The organism is Micrococcus sp. EWR3.9.1, assembly GCF_052615555.1.
Genome location: NZ_JBQXFD010000006.1, coordinates 76,593 through 91,852, shown reverse-complemented (window position 1 = coordinate 91,852; position 15,260 = coordinate 76,593). Strand labels below are relative to the sequence as shown.

General features: G+C 68.5%; 26 protein-coding genes. All 26 read left to right on the top strand.

Annotated features, from left to right (window positions below):
• Positions 1-190 precede the first annotated feature (190 nt).
• The 26 genes from tuf (at position 191) to map (ending at position 15,206) form a co-directional block, all read left to right on the top strand.
• Positions 191-1,381 carry an elongation factor Tu gene (tuf, locus tag ACUJ8O_RS05795; RefSeq protein ID WP_095346330.1) on the top strand — a complete coding sequence of 397 codons (1,191 nt, stop codon included), beginning with the start codon at positions 191-193 and terminating at the stop codon, positions 1,379-1,381.
• Between the two features lie 127 nt (positions 1,382-1,508).
• Positions 1,509-1,649, top strand: a complete 141-nt coding sequence (locus tag ACUJ8O_RS05790; protein ID WP_162838057.1) for a hypothetical protein — start codon at positions 1,509-1,511, stop codon at positions 1,647-1,649.
• Complete coding sequence (locus ACUJ8O_RS05785) at positions 1,646-2,113, top strand: DUF3817 domain-containing protein (protein ID WP_095346332.1); 468 nt, start codon at positions 1,646-1,648, stop codon at positions 2,111-2,113. Before ACUJ8O_RS05790 ends, ACUJ8O_RS05785 begins: the two co-directional genes overlap by 4 nt.
• 326 nt (positions 2,114-2,439) lie before the next feature.
• Positions 2,440-2,748 carry a 30S ribosomal protein S10 gene (gene rpsJ / locus ACUJ8O_RS05780; RefSeq protein WP_002857463.1) on the top strand — a complete coding sequence of 103 codons (309 nt, stop codon included), beginning with the start codon at positions 2,440-2,442 and terminating at the stop codon, positions 2,746-2,748.
• A 20-nt stretch (positions 2,749-2,768) separates the two neighbouring features.
• Positions 2,769-3,419 (top strand): 50S ribosomal protein L3, encoded by a 651-nt coding sequence (gene rplC, locus ACUJ8O_RS05775; protein WP_036337944.1) that lies wholly within the window; start codon positions 2,769-2,771, stop codon positions 3,417-3,419.
• A 4-nt stretch (positions 3,420-3,423) separates the two neighbouring features.
• Positions 3,424-4,059 (top strand): 50S ribosomal protein L4, encoded by a 636-nt coding sequence (gene rplD, locus ACUJ8O_RS05770; protein ID WP_036337947.1) that lies wholly within the window; start codon positions 3,424-3,426, stop codon positions 4,057-4,059.
• Positions 4,056-4,361, top strand: coding sequence for a 50S ribosomal protein L23 (gene rplW, locus ACUJ8O_RS05765; RefSeq protein WP_002857471.1), 306 nt, complete (start codon positions 4,056-4,058; stop codon positions 4,359-4,361). The genes rplD and rplW overlap by 4 nt, the downstream gene beginning before the upstream one ends.
• A gap of 37 nt (positions 4,362-4,398) precedes the next feature.
• Positions 4,399-5,238 carry a 50S ribosomal protein L2 gene (rplB, locus tag ACUJ8O_RS05760; RefSeq protein ID WP_010080386.1) on the top strand — a complete coding sequence of 280 codons (840 nt, stop codon included), beginning with the start codon at positions 4,399-4,401 and terminating at the stop codon, positions 5,236-5,238.
• A 15-nt stretch (positions 5,239-5,253) separates the two neighbouring features.
• Entirely contained in the window at positions 5,254-5,535 is a 282-nt protein-coding gene (gene rpsS, locus ACUJ8O_RS05755) for a 30S ribosomal protein S19 (protein WP_002857475.1), read from the top strand.
• Between the two features lie 51 nt (positions 5,536-5,586).
• Positions 5,587-5,952 carry a 50S ribosomal protein L22 gene (gene rplV, locus ACUJ8O_RS05750; RefSeq protein ID WP_002857477.1) on the top strand — a complete coding sequence of 122 codons (366 nt, stop codon included), beginning with the start codon at positions 5,587-5,589 and terminating at the stop codon, positions 5,950-5,952.
• A gap of 2 nt (positions 5,953-5,954) precedes the next feature.
• Positions 5,955-6,788 carry a 30S ribosomal protein S3 gene (gene rpsC / locus ACUJ8O_RS05745; protein ID WP_445373226.1) on the top strand — a complete coding sequence of 278 codons (834 nt, stop codon included), beginning with the start codon at positions 5,955-5,957 and terminating at the stop codon, positions 6,786-6,788.
• The gene (gene rplP / locus ACUJ8O_RS05740; RefSeq protein WP_002857481.1) at positions 6,788-7,204 is read left to right on the top strand and encodes a 50S ribosomal protein L16; all 417 of its coding nucleotides are present in this window, start codon (positions 6,788-6,790) and stop codon (positions 7,202-7,204) included. The genes rpsC and rplP overlap by 1 nt, the downstream gene beginning before the upstream one ends.
• A 4-nt stretch (positions 7,205-7,208) precedes the next feature.
• The gene (gene rpmC / locus ACUJ8O_RS05735) at positions 7,209-7,478 is read left to right on the top strand and encodes a 50S ribosomal protein L29 (protein WP_002857484.1); all 270 of its coding nucleotides are present in this window, start codon (positions 7,209-7,211) and stop codon (positions 7,476-7,478) included.
• Positions 7,475-7,756 (top strand): 30S ribosomal protein S17, encoded by a 282-nt coding sequence (gene rpsQ, locus ACUJ8O_RS05730; protein ID WP_002857485.1) that lies wholly within the window; start codon positions 7,475-7,477, stop codon positions 7,754-7,756. The genes rpmC and rpsQ overlap by 4 nt, the downstream gene beginning before the upstream one ends.
• 342 nt (positions 7,757-8,098) lie before the next feature.
• Positions 8,099-8,467 carry a 50S ribosomal protein L14 gene (gene rplN / locus ACUJ8O_RS05725; RefSeq protein WP_002857487.1) on the top strand — a complete coding sequence of 123 codons (369 nt, stop codon included), beginning with the start codon at positions 8,099-8,101 and terminating at the stop codon, positions 8,465-8,467.
• Between the two features lie 4 nt (positions 8,468-8,471).
• On the top strand, positions 8,472-8,813 hold the full coding sequence (gene rplX / locus ACUJ8O_RS05720; RefSeq protein WP_002857489.1) for a 50S ribosomal protein L24: 342 nt from the start codon (positions 8,472-8,474) through the stop codon (positions 8,811-8,813).
• The gene (gene rplE, locus ACUJ8O_RS05715) at positions 8,813-9,388 is read left to right on the top strand and encodes a 50S ribosomal protein L5 (protein WP_036337950.1); all 576 of its coding nucleotides are present in this window, start codon (positions 8,813-8,815) and stop codon (positions 9,386-9,388) included. The genes rplX and rplE overlap by 1 nt, the downstream gene beginning before the upstream one ends.
• 73 nt (positions 9,389-9,461) lie before the next feature.
• Positions 9,462-9,860: a 30S ribosomal protein S8 gene (gene rpsH / locus ACUJ8O_RS05710; RefSeq protein ID WP_002857494.1), complete on the top strand. Its 399-nt coding sequence runs from the start codon at positions 9,462-9,464 to the stop codon at positions 9,858-9,860.
• A 30-nt stretch (positions 9,861-9,890) separates the two neighbouring features.
• Positions 9,891-10,424 carry a 50S ribosomal protein L6 gene (gene rplF, locus ACUJ8O_RS05705; RefSeq protein ID WP_002857496.1) on the top strand — a complete coding sequence of 178 codons (534 nt, stop codon included), beginning with the start codon at positions 9,891-9,893 and terminating at the stop codon, positions 10,422-10,424.
• The gene (gene rplR / locus ACUJ8O_RS05700) at positions 10,424-10,798 is read left to right on the top strand and encodes a 50S ribosomal protein L18 (RefSeq protein WP_002857498.1); all 375 of its coding nucleotides are present in this window, start codon (positions 10,424-10,426) and stop codon (positions 10,796-10,798) included. The genes rplF and rplR overlap by 1 nt, the downstream gene beginning before the upstream one ends.
• Complete coding sequence (rpsE, locus tag ACUJ8O_RS05695; protein WP_036337953.1) at positions 10,795-11,544, top strand: 30S ribosomal protein S5; 750 nt, start codon at positions 10,795-10,797, stop codon at positions 11,542-11,544. The genes rplR and rpsE overlap by 4 nt, the downstream gene beginning before the upstream one ends.
• Before the next feature lie 3 nt (positions 11,545-11,547).
• Positions 11,548-11,772 carry a 50S ribosomal protein L30 gene (gene rpmD / locus ACUJ8O_RS05690; protein ID WP_158184325.1) on the top strand — a complete coding sequence of 75 codons (225 nt, stop codon included), beginning with the start codon at positions 11,548-11,550 and terminating at the stop codon, positions 11,770-11,772.
• Positions 11,765-12,217 (top strand): 50S ribosomal protein L15, encoded by a 453-nt coding sequence (gene rplO / locus ACUJ8O_RS05685; protein ID WP_445373225.1) that lies wholly within the window; start codon positions 11,765-11,767, stop codon positions 12,215-12,217. Before rpmD ends, rplO begins: the two co-directional genes overlap by 8 nt.
• 165 nt (positions 12,218-12,382) lie before the next feature.
• The gene (gene secY / locus ACUJ8O_RS05680; RefSeq protein ID WP_119217866.1) at positions 12,383-13,690 is read left to right on the top strand and encodes a preprotein translocase subunit SecY; all 1,308 of its coding nucleotides are present in this window, start codon (positions 12,383-12,385) and stop codon (positions 13,688-13,690) included.
• Positions 13,691-13,741: 51 nt separating this feature from the next.
• Positions 13,742-14,359 carry an adenylate kinase gene (locus ACUJ8O_RS05675; protein ID WP_036381548.1) on the top strand — a complete coding sequence of 206 codons (618 nt, stop codon included), beginning with the start codon at positions 13,742-13,744 and terminating at the stop codon, positions 14,357-14,359.
• 4 nt (positions 14,360-14,363) lie between these two features.
• Positions 14,364-15,206 (top strand): type I methionyl aminopeptidase, encoded by an 843-nt coding sequence (gene map / locus ACUJ8O_RS05670; RefSeq protein WP_158184326.1) that lies wholly within the window; start codon positions 14,364-14,366, stop codon positions 15,204-15,206.
• The last annotated feature ends 54 nt before the right edge of the window (positions 15,207-15,260 follow it).

The following is a 15,260-nucleotide window of genomic DNA, read 5'->3' as shown; positions in this document are numbered from 1 at the left end:
CGGTCCGCGATCAGGACGGGTCAGGTCCGGTCCGCTCTCGGCGGTCCCGACGGCCTGGAACCGGACTGGCCCTCGTGAGGCCGGGATTTCCCCAACCCCGTACCATCCGAGTAGACTCGGTCAAGTTGTCAGCACGTCCCAGGCGGCTGAGCAGTCTTCTTGACGATGAACCAGTTCTTAGGAGGAACTAGTGGCAAAGGCAAAGTTCGAGCGGACGAAGCCGCACGTCAACATCGGCACCATCGGCCACGTTGACCACGGCAAGACCACGCTGACCGCCGCCATCTCGAAGGTCCTGTACGACAAGTACCCGGACCTGAATGAGGCCCGTGACTTCGCGACGATCGACTCCGCCCCCGAGGAGCGTCAGCGCGGTATCACCATCAACATCTCCCACGTGGAGTACCAGACCGAGAAGCGTCACTACGCCCACGTGGACGCCCCCGGTCACGCCGACTACATCAAGAACATGATCACCGGCGCCGCTCAGATGGACGGTGCGATCCTCGTGGTCGCCGCCACCGACGGCCCGATGGCCCAGACCCGTGAGCACGTGCTCCTGGCCCGCCAGGTCGGCGTGCCGGCCCTGCTCGTGGCCCTGAACAAGTCGGACATGGTCGAGGACGAGGAGCTCCTCGAGCTCGTCGAGATGGAGGTCCGCGAGCTGCTGTCCTCCCAGGAGTTCGACGGCGACGAGGCCCCGGTCATCCGCACCTCCGGTCTGAAGGCCCTCGAGGGCGACCCCAAGTGGGTCAAGTCCGTCGAGGATCTCATGGATGCCGTGGACGAGTACATCCCGGACCCGGTGCGTGACAAGGACAAGCCGTTCCTGATGCCGATCGAGGACGTCTTCACCATCACCGGCCGTGGCACCGTGGTGACCGGTCGCGCCGAGCGCGGCACCCTGAAGATCAACTCCGAGGTCGAGATCGTCGGCATCCGCCCCGTGCAGAAGACCACCGTCACCGGCATCGAGATGTTCCACAAGCAGCTCGACGAGGCCTGGGCCGGCGAGAACTGCGGTCTGCTGCTGCGCGGTCTGAAGCGCGACGACGTCGAGCGCGGCCAGGTCGTGGTGGAGCCGGGCTCCATCACCCCGCACACCAACTTCGAGGCGAACGTCTACATCCTGTCCAAGGACGAGGGTGGGCGTCACAACCCGTTCTACTCGAACTACCGCCCGCAGTTCTACTTCCGCACCACCGACGTCACCGGCGTCATCACGCTGCCCGAGGGCACCGAGATGGTCATGCCCGGCGACACCACCGAGATGTCGGTCGAGCTCATCCAGCCGATCGCCATGGAGGAGGGCCTCGGCTTCGCCATCCGCGAGGGTGGCCGCACCGTGGGCTCCGGCCGCGTCACCAAGATCACCAAGTGATCTGACGCATCCCGTCTCGTGGCTCCGTTGAGCCGCTGACGCGCGACGCCCCCGTCTCCGGGTCTGCCGGAGGCGGGGGCGTCGCCGTGTCTGACGACGGCGCGGCGGCGGCCGCTAGGCTGAGGACATGCCTGAACTGCTCATCCTCATCGTGGTGCTCGCCGTGGCCGCCGTGGCCGTGCGCTGGGCGCTGCGGACCTTCCGTCCCGAGATCGACCGTGCCCGACGCATCCGGCGCGCGAATCGCGGCGGGGAGCTGGAGCGGTGAGCCTGCCCAGCCCGCGCCGCCTGTTCGCCATCACGGCGATGGCCGAGATGTTCACCTGGGCCGGCCTGCTGATCGCCATGTGCCTCAAGTACGGCGGAGTCACGGAGCGGGTGGTGCCGGTCGCCGGCGGCGTCCACGGCTTCGTGTTCCTCTGCTACCTCGTGGTGACGGTCGCCGTGTGGATCGACGGGCGATGGCCGGTGACCCGCGGGCTCCTCGGCCTCGGCTCGACGATCGTCCCGTTCATGACGGTCCCGTTCGAGCGGGCCCAGCGGCGGCGCGGCGAGCCGGCCCCGCGGTGGCAGGTCGTGGACCGTGCGCCGGGGGAGCGGAGGCCCCTCGAACGGCTCCTCGTCGTGGTGCTGCGTCATCCAGTGGTCAGCGCGCTTGTGGCGGTCGCCGTGGTCGCCGTCGTCTTCACGCTGCTGCTCAACGCCGGCCCGCCCACCGAGTGGGGCCGCTGAGCCCCGGGGACTGCCGGGCCCGGCTCGCCGATTGGCGGACCGGGCCCGGTTCTGTCTATACTGATTCGGTTGCTCAAGCGCCATTGCGCTGTCGTCGTGTGTCTCGCGGCGGCAGCTCGGCCCAGATGTGACGTCACCACTCCGATCCGCCGCGGGCGTGTGCCCTCCCAGGAATGCGACACGCCCGACCGCGTGGACCGGAGTCCGACGGCGGCGAGGAACCCGGTCCGACCGGATTCGCCCCGCGCGGGTGGAGGACAAGAAGGCGGACCCGATCCGCCGCACAGGGACAGGAACAGCACACCCGACGAGAGAGGCGTGACGCCATGGCGGGACAGAAGATCCGCATCCGGCTGAAGTCGTACGACCACGAGGTCATCGACGTCTCGGCCCGCAAGATCGTTGACACGGTCACGCGCGCAGGCGCGACGGTGGTCGGCCCCGTGCCGCTGCCGACGGAGAAGAACGTGTACTGCGTTATCCGTTCTCCCCACAAGTACAAGGACAGCCGCGAGCATTTCGAGATGCGCACCCACAAGCGGCTCATCGACATCATCGACCCGACCCCGAAGGCCGTCGACTCGCTCATGCGACTGGACCTGCCCGCGGACGTCAACATCGAGATCAAGCTCTGAGAGGGAGGTGCTGAGAGACTATGACCAACACCCAGAACATCAAGGGCCTGCTGGGCACGAAGCTCGGCATGACCCAGGTCTGGGATGAGGATAACAAGCTCATCCCCGTGACCGTGGTCAAGGCAGACCCGAACGTCGTCACCCAGCTGCGCTCCGAGGAGACCGACGGCTACACCGCCGTGCAGATCGCCTACGGCCAGATCGATCCCCGCCGCGTGACCAAGCCCCTGGCCGGTCACTTCGAGAAGGCCGGCGTGACCCCGCGTCGCCACCTCGTCGAGCTGCGCACCGCCGACGCCGCCGAGTACTCGCTCGGCCAGGACGTGACCGTGGAGGTCTTCGAGGCCGGCCAGAAGGTCGACGTCGTGGGCACCACCAAGGGCAAGGGTTTCGCCGGCGCCATGAAGCGCCACGGCTTCGCCGGTGTGGGCGCCTCGCACGGTGCGCACAAGAACCACCGCAAGCCCGGCTCCGTGGGCGGCGCGTCCACCCCCGGCCGCGTGTTCAAGGGCCAGCGCATGCCCGGTCGCATGGGCGCCGAGCGCCAGACCACCATGAACCTGACCCTCCACGGCATCGACGTGGAGAACAACCTCCTGCTGATCAAGGGCGCGGTGCCCGGCTCCAAGGGCCAGGTCGTGCTCGTCCGCAGCGCCGTGAAGGGAGCCTGAGACCATGGCTGAGAACTCCGTGAAGACCATCCAGGTCGATCTGCCCGCCGAGCTCTTCGACGTGCAGTCCAACGTGCCGCTCATGCACCAGGTCGTCGTCGCCCAGCTCGCCGCCGCCCGCCAGGGCACGCACAAGACGAAGCGCCGCGGCGAGGTGTCCGGTGCCGGTCGCAAGCCGTTCAAGCAGAAGGGCACCGGCCGCGCCCGTCAGGGCTCCATCCGGGCCCCGCACATGACCGGCGGTGGCATCGTCCACGGCCCCACCCCGCGCGACTACTCGCAGCGGACCCCCAAGAAGATGAAGGCCGCCGCCCTGCGCGGTGCCCTGTCGGACCGCGCCCGCAACGGCCGCGTCCACGTCATCGAGGCCCTCGTGTCCGGGACCACCCCGTCCACCAAGGCCGCCAAGGCGGGCCTCGCGTCCCTGAACACCGGCCGCAAGAACGTGCTGCTGGTGATCGACCGGGCCGACGACGTCGCCGCCCTGTCCGCCCGCAACCTGCCTGCGGTCCACACCCTGTACGCCGACCAGCTGAACACCTACGACGTGCTCGTCTCCGACGACGTCGTGTTCACCCAGGCGGCCTACGAGGCGTACGTGGCCCAGGCTTCCGGCGCCAAGAAGGAGGATGCCCAGTGAGCGGCTCCATCAACAAGGATCCCCGCGACGTGATCATCGCTCCCGTCGTGTCGGAGAAGAGCTACGGTCTGATCGACGAGGGCAAGTACACCTTCCTGGTCGACCCCCGCTCCAACAAGTCCGAGATCAAGCAGGCGGTGGAGCGCATCTTCAACGTCGACGTGGCCTCGGTCAACACCCTGAACCGTTCCGGCAAGCGCCGTCGCACCCGCTTCGGGTGGGGCCAGCGCAAGTCCACCAAGCGTGCCATCGTCACGCTCAAGGACGGGACCATCGACATCTTCGGAGGTCCGCTCGCCTGATCGGCGTGCGGAGACCACTTAATCGAGGAACTGACACATGGCTATCCGTAAGTACAAGCCGACCACCCCGGGCCTGCGCGGCTCGTCCGTGGCCGACTTCGCAGAGATCACCCGGTCCACGCCGGAGAAGTCCCTTCTCCGTCCGTTGCACAAGACCGGCGGCCGCAACAACACCGGCCGCATCACCACTCGTCACAAGGGCGGCGGCCACAAGCGCCAGTACCGCCTGGTCGACTTCCGTCGCCACGACAAGGACGGCGTGCCCGCCACCGTCGCGCACATCGAGTACGACCCGAACCGCACCGCCCGCATCGCGCTGCTGCACTACGCGGACGGCGCCAAGCGCTACATCCTGGCCCCGGCCAAGCTGAAGCAGGGCGACGTGGTCGAGGCCGGCCCGAACGCCGACATCAAGCCCGGCAACAACCTCCCGATGCGCAACATCCCCGTGGGCACCACCATCCACGCGGTGGAGCTGCGCCCCGGCGGCGGCGCCAAGATGGCCCGCTCCGCCGGCGCCTCCGTGCAGCTGGTCGCCCGCGAGGGCAAGTACGCCCAGCTGCGCCTGCCCTCCGGGGAGATCCGCAACGTCGACGTGCGCTGCCGCGCCACGATCGGCGAGGTCGGCAACGCCGAGCAGTCGAACATCAACTGGGGCAAGGCCGGCCGCATGCGCTGGAAGGGCGTCCGCCCGACCGTCCGCGGTGTCGTCATGAACCCGGTCGACCACCCGCACGGCGGTGGCGAGGGCAAGACCTCCGGCGGTCGTCACCCCGTCAACCGGAACGGCAAGCCCGAGGGCCGCACGCGTCGTCCGAACAAGGAAAGCGACAAGCTCATCGTGCGTCGCCGTCGTACCGGCAAGAACAAGCGATAAGGGAGCAGGGAAGACATGCCTCGCAGCCTGAAGAAGGGCCCCTTCGTCGATCAGCACCTCTACCTGAAGGTTCTGGCCGAGAACGAGAAGGGCAGCAAGAACGTCATCAAGACCTGGTCCCGCCGGTCGATGATCATCCCGGACATGCTGGGTCACACCATCGCGGTCCACGACGGACGCAAGCACGTCCCGGTGTTCGTCACCGAGTCCATGGTGGGTCACAAGCTGGGCGAGTTCGCCCCGACCCGGACCTACCGCGGCCACGTGAAGGACGACAAGAAGGGCAAGCGTCGCTGAGCCTGAGGGCACAGCATGCTTGACCTTCTCGAGAATCGAAAGAGAGAAGCAATGGAAGCCAAGGCAATTGCGCGCCACCTGCGCGTGACGCCGATGAAGGCCCGGCGCGTCGTCGACCTGGTCCGTGGCAAGCAGGCCACCGAAGCACTGGCCATCCTGAAGTTCGCCCAGCAGGGCGCTTCGGAGCCGGTGTACAAGCTGGTGACCTCCGCGGTGGCGAACGCCCGTGTCAAGGCGGACCGCGAGGGCCAGGCCTTCGACGAGGACGCCCTCTACATCACCGAGGCCTTCGTGGACGAGGGCCCGACCATGAAGCGGTTCCAGCCCCGTGCTCAGGGCCGCGCGTACCGCATCAACAAGCGCACGAGCCACGTGACCGTGGTCGTGGCGTCCAAGGACGAGAAGGGTGGGAACTGACAATGGGACAGAAGATCAACCCCAACGGGTTCCGCCTCGGCATCACCACCGACCACGTCTCGCACTGGTTCGCGGACTCCCACAAGGAGGGCCAGCGCTACGCTGACTTCCTCAAGGAGGACGTCAAGATCCGCGAGCTGATGACCACCGGCATGGAGCGCGCCGGCATCTCCAAGGTGGAGATCGAGCGCACCCGTGACCGCGTGCGCGTGGACATCCACACCGCGCGTCCGGGCATCGTGATCGGCCGCCGCGGCGCCGAGGCCGACCGCATCCGCGGTGAGCTCGAGAAGCTCACCGGCAAGCAGATCCAGCTGAACATCCTCGAGGTCAAGAACCCCGAGACCGATGCCCAGCTGGTGGCGCAGGGTGTGGCCGAGCAGCTCGCCTCCCGCGTGGCGTTCCGCCGTGCGATGAAGAAGGCGATCCAGTCCGCCATGCGCGCCGGCGCGCAGGGCATCCGCATCCAGTGCTCCGGCCGCCTCGGCGGCGCCGAGATGAGCCGCTCGGAGTTCTACCGCGAGGGTCGCGTGCCGCTGCACACCCTCCGCGCGAACATCGACTTCGGCAAGTTCGAGGCCAAGACCACCTTCGGCCGCATCGGCGTGAAGGTCTGGATCTACAAGGGCGACCTGACCGCCAAGGAGCTCGCGGCCAAGGAGGCCGCGCAGCCCTCCGGCCGTGGCCGTGGCGGCGAGCGCCGTGGCGGCGAGCGCCGTGGCGGCGGCGAGCGTCGTCGTCGCAACGATCGCGCCGAGCGTGCTCCCCGCCAGGAGAACGCCGGCGCCGGCGCCGAGACCCCGGCCGCCGCTCCCGCTGAAGGAGGCAACGCCTGATGCTGATCCCCCGTCGCGTCAAGCACCGCAAGCAGCACCACCCCAAGCGTTCCGGCGCCGCCAAGGGCGGCACCACCGTGACGTTCGGCGAGTGGGGCATCCAGGCGCTCACGCCGGCCTATGTGACCAACCGTCAGATCGAGGCCGCCCGTATCGCCATGACCCGCTACATCAAGCGTGGCGGCAAGGTCTGGATCAACATCTACCCGGACCGTCCGATCACCAAGAAGCCCGCCGAGACCCGCATGGGCTCCGGCAAGGGCTCGCCGGAGTGGTGGGTCGCCAACGTCAAGCCCGGACGCGTGCTCTTCGAGCTGTCGGGTGTCACGGAGGACGTCGCCCGTGAGGCGCTCCGCCTGGCCATCCACAAGCTGCCGCTGAAGGCCCGTATCATCCGTCGAGAGGGTGGTGAGTGATCCCATGGCGATCGGCACCAAGGATCTGAACGTCGAGTCCCTGGACGGGATGGACAACGCCCGCCTGCTGGAGGCCCTGAAGTCCTCCAAGGAGGAGCTGTTCAACCTGCGCTTCCAGGCCGCCACCGGCCAGCTGGACAACGCCAGTCGGCTGAAGTCCGTCAAGCGTGACATCGCGCGCATCTACACGATCCTGCGCGAGCGCGAGCTGGGCATCCGCGGCGATGTCGCCGCCGAGGCGCAGGCCGAGAAGAACGAGGAGGCTGCCAAGTGACCGAGCAGACCCCGGCCGTCTCCGAGGAGCGCGGCTACCGCAAGGCCCTCCGTGGCATCGTCGTGTCCGACAAGATGGACAAGACCATCGTCGTCGAGGTCCAGGACCGCAAGAAGCACTCGCTCTACGGCAAGGTGATGAAGACCTCGAAGCGCGTGAAGGCGCACGACGAGGACAACACCGCCGGCGTGGGCGACCGCGTCCGCATCGCCGAGACCCGCCCGCTGTCCGCCTCCAAGCGGTGGCGCCTGGTGGAGGTCGTCGAGCGCGCCAAGTGATCGACCCGGCCCCCTGAGGGCCGGCGACGCAGAGGGCCGCCCCGTGCACTGGCACGGGGCGGCCTTGTGCGTTAGACTCTGATATTCGTGCGCCCTCTCGTTGGCAGGACCATCCATCCTGTGTGCCGAGGGCCGCGCACACCGATCCCGGATCCGCCTCGGCCCTGCCCTGCGCGCCCCTCCGCTCTCGACCTCCCCGACGCTGTCTGAACACGCGTCGTCGGGGGACGACGGCGGGCGGCCCGCCTCGGGGGAGGGGTAAGCGTCCCGGGATGCCCGTTCAACCGTTCCGCAAGGCTCGCCCATCGTGGGGGAGAACCGGCGCGACGCTAGGAGAGACAAGTGATCCAGCAGGAGTCGCGGCTCAAGGTCGCCGACAACACCGGTGCGAAGGAAATCCTGACCATCCGTGTTCTCGGCGGTTCCGGACGCCGCTACGCAGGCATCGGCGACACCATCGTCGCCACCGTGAAGGACGCCATCCCCGGCGGCAACGTCAAGAAGGGCGACGTCGTCAAGGCCGTGGTGGTCCGCACCCGCAAGCAGTCCCGCCGTCCCGACGGCTCGTACATCAAGTTCGACGAGAACGCGGCGGTCATCCTGAAGACCGACGGCGAGCCCCGTGGCACGCGCATCTTCGGCCCCGTGGGTCGCGAGCTGCGTGACAAGAAGTTCATGAAGATCGTGTCGCTCGCCCCGGAGGTGATCTGACCTCATGGCCAAGATCAAGAAGGACGACCTCGTCCAGGTCATCAGTGGCAAGGACAAGGGCAAGCAGGGCAAGGTCCTGCGCGTGTTCCCGACGGATGAGCGCGTGCTCGTCGAGGGCGTGAACCGCGTGACCAAGCACCTGCGCGCCGGCCAGGACAACAACGGTTCCACCGAGGGCGGCCTGCAGGTCGTCGAGGCCCCGATCCACATCTCGAACGTGGCCGTGGTGGACCCGGAGACCAAGAAGCCGACCCGTGTGGGCTACCGCTTCGAGACCGTCGAGAAGGACGGCGTGAGCAAGACCGTGAAGGTCCGCTTCGCCAAGGCCTCGGGGAAGGAGCTGTGATGACCGAGGTGCAGCAGACCGAGAAGGTCACCCCGCGTCTGAAGACCAAGTACCGCGAGGAGATCCGCGACGCCCTGCAGGAGCAGTTCCAGTACGGGAACGTCATGCAGGTGCCGGGCCTTGTGAAGGTCGTCGTCAACATGGGCGTCGGCGAGGCCGCCAAGGACTCCAAGATCATCGACGGCGCGGTCACCGACCTCACCGCCATCACCGGCCAGAAGCCGATGATCACCAAGGCCCGCAAGTCCATCGCGCAGTTCAAGCTGCGTGAGGGCATGCCCATCGGCACCCACGCCACCCTCCGTGGCGATCGCATGTGGGAGTTCCTGGACCGCCTGGTCACGCTCGCGCTGCCGCGCATCCGTGACTTCCGCGGCCTGTCCGACCGCCAGTTCGACGGCAACGGCAACTACACCTTCGGCCTGTCCGAGCAGACCGTGTTCCACGAGATCGATCAGGACAAGATCGACCGCGTGCGCGGCATGGACATCACCGTGGTGACGACCGCCAAGAACGACGACGAGGGCCGCGCGCTGCTGAAGGCGCTGGGCTTCCCGTTCAAGACCGACCAGTAAGACCTCCACGCCACAGGTCCTCCACCGGTGAACCGGTGGCGGAAACCACGGCGAGAAAGGGCGTGAAGCCCACATGACCATGACCGATCCCGTCGCAGACATGCTGACCCGTCTGCGCAACGCAAACTCGGCCTACCACGACACCGTGTCCATGCCGTCCTCGAAGCTGAAGACTCGCGTCGCCGAGATCCTCAAGGCCGAGGGCTACATCCAGGACTGGCGCGAGGAGGAGGCCGAGGTCGGCAAGAAGCTGACCATCGACCTGAAGTTCGGCCCGCAGCGTGAGCGTGCGATCGCCGGCCTGCGCCGCATCTCCAAGCCGGGCCTGCGCGTGTACGCGAAGTCCACGAACCTGCCCCACGTGCTGGGCGGCCTCGGCATCGCCATCCTGTCCACCTCCTCTGGTCTCCTCACGAACCAGCAGGCCGCCAAGAAGGGCGTGGGCGGAGAAGTCCTCGCCTACGTCTGGTGACGGGCAAGACGGAAGAAAGGCTGAACTGACATGTCTCGAATCGGACGTCTCCCGATCACCATCCCCGCCGGCGTCGATGTGACCATCGACGGCGACCGCGTCTCCGTGAAGGGCCCCAAGGGCCAGCTCGAGCACTCGCTGCCCACGCCCATCACGGCCACCCTCGAGGAGGGGCAGGTCACCGTGGCCCGCCCCGACGACGAGCGTGAGTCCCGCTCCCTGCACGGTCTGACCCGCACCCTCATCAGCAACATGGTCGAGGGCGTGACCAACGGCTTCTCCAAGCAGCTCGAGGTCGTCGGCACCGGCTACCGCGTGCAGGCCAAGGGCCAGGACCTCGAGTTCGCCCTGGGCTACTCCCACCCTGTCCCGGTGAAGGCGCCCCAGGGCATCACCTTCACGGTGGAGGGCAACCGGGTCACCGTCGCCGGTATCGACAAGCAGCAGGTCGGCGAGACCGCCGCCAACATCCGCAAGCTGCGCCGCCCCGACCCGTACAAGGGCAAGGGCGTGCGCTACGCGGGCGAGCAGATCCGCCGCAAGGCCGGAAAGGCAGGTAAGTGATGTCTACTCTGAAGGTGAAGGGCAAGGGCAAGTTCAACGCCCGCACCCGCCGCCACCTCCGGGTGCGCAAGCGGATCTCCGGCACCACCGTCCGTCCCCGCCTCGTCGTCAACCGCTCTGCACGGCACATGTTCGTGCAGGTCGTGGACGACACGCAGAGCCGCACGCTCGCGTACGCCTCCACCATGGAGGCCGACGTGCGTGCGCTCGAGGGTGACAAGACGGCCAAGGCCAAGCGCGTGGGCGAGCTCGTCGCCGAGCGTGCCAAGGCGGCCGGCATCGAGGCCGTGGTCTTCGACCGCGGCGGCAACAAGTACCACGGGCGCGTCGCGGCCGTGGCCGACGGTGCGCGAGAGGGTGGGCTGCAGCTGTGACCGAGAACATCAACCAGAAGGACACTCAGGTGACCGAGAGCACCGAGACCACCGTCTCCGAGACCGGGTCGGGCTCGGCGAGCCAGACCACCGAGCGCGCCGCCGGTGGCCGCGGCGGTCGCGACGGCGGCCGCGGTGGCCGTGACGGCGATCGTCGTGGCGGCCGTCGCGACGACCGCAACCGTCGTGGCGCCCAGGACGACGAGAAGGACCAGTTCCTCGAGCGCGTCGTGGGCATCAACCGCGTCTCCAAGGTCGTCAAGGGCGGCCGCCGATTCTCCTTCACCGCCCTCGTGGTGGTGGGTGACGGCGACGGCACCGTCGGCGTCGGCTACGGCAAGGCGAAGGAGGTCCCCGCTGCGATCCAGAAGGCCGTGGAGGAGGCCAAGAAGTCCTTCTTCCGCGTCCCCCGCGTCGGCTCCACCATCCCGCACCTGGTGCAGGGTGAGGACGCCGCCGGCGTCGTGCTGCTCCGCCCGGCCTCCCCGGGTACCGGCGTGATCGCCGGCGGTCCGGTGCGCGCCGTGCTCGAGTGCGCCGGCATCCACGACGTGCTCTCCAAGTCCATGGGCTCCGTGAACGCGATCAACATCGTGCGCGGCACCGTGGACGCCCTCAAGAAGCTGGAAGAGCCCCAGGCCGTCGCCGCCCGCCGCGGCAAGGCCCTGGACGAGATCGCCCCCCATGCGATGCTGCGCACCATGGAGAACGATCGCGCCCAGAAGAGCGCGAAGGCAGGTGCGTGAGCCGTGTTTGAGCCCACTCGCAAGAACATCCAGCCCTCGGACGCCACCCTGGTCATCACCCAGACCCGCGGCGTCACGGGCTCCAAGCAGAACCATCGGGACACCCTGCGCTCGCTGGGCCTGAAGCGGATCGGCCACCAGGTCACCCGCAAGGCCGACGCGGTGACGGTCGGCATGGTCAACACCGTGCCGCACCTGGTGTCCGTGGAGGAGGTCAACCATGGCTGACAACGACGCCATCAAGGTCCACGACCTGCGTCCGGCCCCCGGTGCCAAGACCGCCAAGACCCGCGTGGGTCGCGGTGAGGCGTCGAAGGGCAAGACCGCCGGTCGCGGCACCAAGGGCACCAAGGCCCGTTACCAGGTCCGTGCGGGCTTCGAGGGCGGCCAGCTGCCCCTGCAGATGCGTCTGCCGAAGCTCCGCGGCTTCAAGAACCCGTTCCGCACGGAGTACCAGGTCGTGAACCTGGACAAGCTCTCCGCGCACTTCCCCGAGGGCGGTGAGATCACCGTGGACGCGCTCGTGTCCAAGGGCCTCGTCCGTCGCGGTCAGCCCGTGAAGGTGCTGGGCGCGGGGGAGATCACCGCGGCCGTGCAGGTGAAGGCGAACGCCTTCTCCTCGTCCGCCGTGGAGAAGATCCAGGCCGCCGGCGGGTCCACCGAGACCCTCTGACACGCCGACCCATCCACCGAGGGCCCTGGCCCGGAGCAGCCGCTCCGGACCAGGGCCCTCGGTCCGTCCGTGTAGACTCGCACAGCGGCCGCCCCGGTGTGGCCGCCGTCTCGTGCCCCGCCCCGCGGCCGGCGCGCGCCCCACAGGACCACCGCAGGAGGACTCGTGCTCAAGGCCATCGCCCGGATCGTCCGGACGCCTGACCTGTTGCGGAAGATCGCCTTCACGCTCGCGCTCATCGCCGTCTACCGGATGGGCGCCTTCGTGCCGGCCCCCGGGGTGGACTACCCGGCGGTGCAGCAGTGTCTCGCGGCGGGCAACGCCCAGGGCGGCCTGTACTCCTTCGTGAACATGTTCTCGGGCGGGGCGCTCCTGCAGGTGTCCGTCTTCGCGCTCGGCATCATGCCCTACATCACGGCGTCGATCATCGTGCAGCTGCTGCGCGTGGTGATCCCGCGCTTCGAGCAGCTCCACCAGGAGGGCCCGCAGGGCCAGGCGACGCTGACGCAGTACACCCGCTACCTGACCCTCGCCCTCGCCCTGCTGCAGGCGACCACGATGGCCTCGCTGGCCCGCACCGGGGCCCTGCTCGGATGCAGCCTGCCGCTGCTGCGCGACGGCTCCATCCTCACGGTGCTGCTCGTGGTCATCGCCCTGACCACCGGATGTCTCATCGTCATGTGGTTCGGCGAGCGGATCACCGAGAACGGCGTGGGCAACGGCATGTCCCTGCTGATCTTCACCTCCATCGCGGCGGGCTTCCCGGCCGGCCTCGGCCAGGTGGTCCAGACGCAGGGCTGGCGCGTTTTCGCGATCGTCATGGGGATCGGCCTGCTCACCATGCTGGCCATCGTCTTCGTGGAGGAGTCGCAGCGCCGGATCCCGGTCCAGTACGCCAAGCGGCAGATCGGCTCGCGGACCGTGGGCGGGTCGAGCACCTACATCCCGGTCAAGGTGAACATGGCCAACGTCATCCCGGTCATCTTCGCCTCCTCCGTGTTGATGCTCCCGGGCATCCTCATCCAGTTCAACACGCCGCAGGACGGCAGTGCGCCGGCCCCGTGGATCACGTGGCTGAGCCGGTACTTCGGCTCCGGCGACCACCCGGTGTACATGGCACTGTACTTCCTGCTCATCATCGGCTTCACGTACTTCTACGTGTCCATCACGTTCAACCCGGTGGAGATCTCGGACAACATGAAGCGCTATGGCGGCTTCATCCCCGGCGTCCGCGCCGGACGGCCCACCGAGCGTTACCTGCAGTACGTCATCAGCCGCATCACGTTCGTGGGCGCCCTCTACCTCGGTATCGTGGCCATGATCCCGCTGATCGCCTTCGCGGTGATCGGCACCAGCCAGAACTTCCCGCTCGGCGGCACGTCCATCCTCATCATGGTGGGCGTCGGCCTCCAGACCGTGAAGCAGGTCAGCGCACAGATGGAGCAGCGCCACTACGAGGGCCTGCTGCGCTGAGCCCCGACCCGATCCCGCAACGCCGTCCGTATCGACAGTGAGGAACACACGATGACCCGCATGCTGCTCATGGGCCCTCCCGGTTCCGGCAAGGGCACCCAGGCCACCCGGATCGCCGACAAGATGGGGATCGTCCCGATCTCCACCGGTGACATCTTCCGCCACAACGTGAAGTCGATGACGCCGCTCGGCGTCGAGGCCAAGAAGTACATCGACAACGGCGACTTCGTCCCCGATGAGGTCACGAACCGCATGGTCGCGGACCGCATCGCCCAGGCCGACGCGGAGCACGGCTTCCTGCTGGACGGCTACCCGCGCACGAAGGGCCAGGTCGAGGCGCTGGACGCCATGCTCGCCGAGTCCGGCCAGTCGCTGTCCGCCGTCGTCGAGCTGGAGGTGCCCGACGAGGAGCTCGTGGAGCGTCTGCTCAAGCGTGCCGAGATCGAGGGCCGCGCGGACGACACCCAGGAGGTCATCGAGCACCGCCTGGACCTGTACCACCGCGAGACCGAGTCCGTCATCCAGGAGTACGTGGAGCGCGGCATCGTCGCCCGCGTGGACGGCACCGGGCAGATCGACGACGTCACCGAGCGCCTGCTGCAGGCCGTGTACTCCGTGCGCGCCGCCACGGGCTCCCTGCCCGTGATCCAGCCGGGCGCGGAGTCCTGACCCCGTGATCGGCCGCCGCTCGCTCGAGCTCAAGACCGCCCCCCAGCTGCAGGCCATGCAGCGCGCGGGGGTGGTCCTGTCCGAGGCCCTGGACGCCACGCTGACCGCGGCCGCGCCGGGCGTCACCACCGCGGAGCTGGACGCCGTGTTCGCGGGCGTCCTGGCCGAACGCGGTGCGACCTCCAACTTCCTGGGCTACTACGACTTCCCGGCCTCGATCTGCACCTCGGTCAACGACGAGGTCGTGCACGGCATCCCCGGGGACCGGGTCCTGCAGACCGGCGACGTGCTGAAGGTCGACGGGGGCGCGATCGTGGACGGCTGGCACGCCGACTCGGCCCGCACGGTGATCCTGGGCTCCTCCGCGGCCGGCACCGCGGACCCGGCCGACGAGCGCCTCTCGGCGATCACGCGGGAGGCACTCTGGGTCGGCATCGCGGCCTTCGCCTCCGCCACCCACGTCGGGGACATCGGGGACGCCATCGACGACTTCGTCTCCGCGCAGCCGGGTGAGGAGCTCGGCATCCTCGAGGAGTACGTGGGGCACGGCATCGGCTCGGCCATGCACCTGCCGCCGGACGTGTTCAACTACCGCACCGGCCACCAGGGGCCCAAGATCCGCCCCGGTCTGGCGCTCGCCATCGAGCCGATGCTGGTGCGCGGCTCCATCGACACCAAGGTGCTCGAGGACGACTGGACCGTGGTGACCCTCGACGGCGCCCGCGCGAGCCAGTGGGAGCACTCGGTCTGCCGGCATGACGGCGGCCTGTGGGTGCTCACCGCGCCCGACGGCGGCGCCTCCGAGCTCGCCCGGTTCGGCGTGGTCCCGGTTCCGCCGGGGGAGTGAGGGGGCCTGATCTGCCGGCCGTCCGTCCCGCCCGTCCGGCGGGCCGGGCGGCCG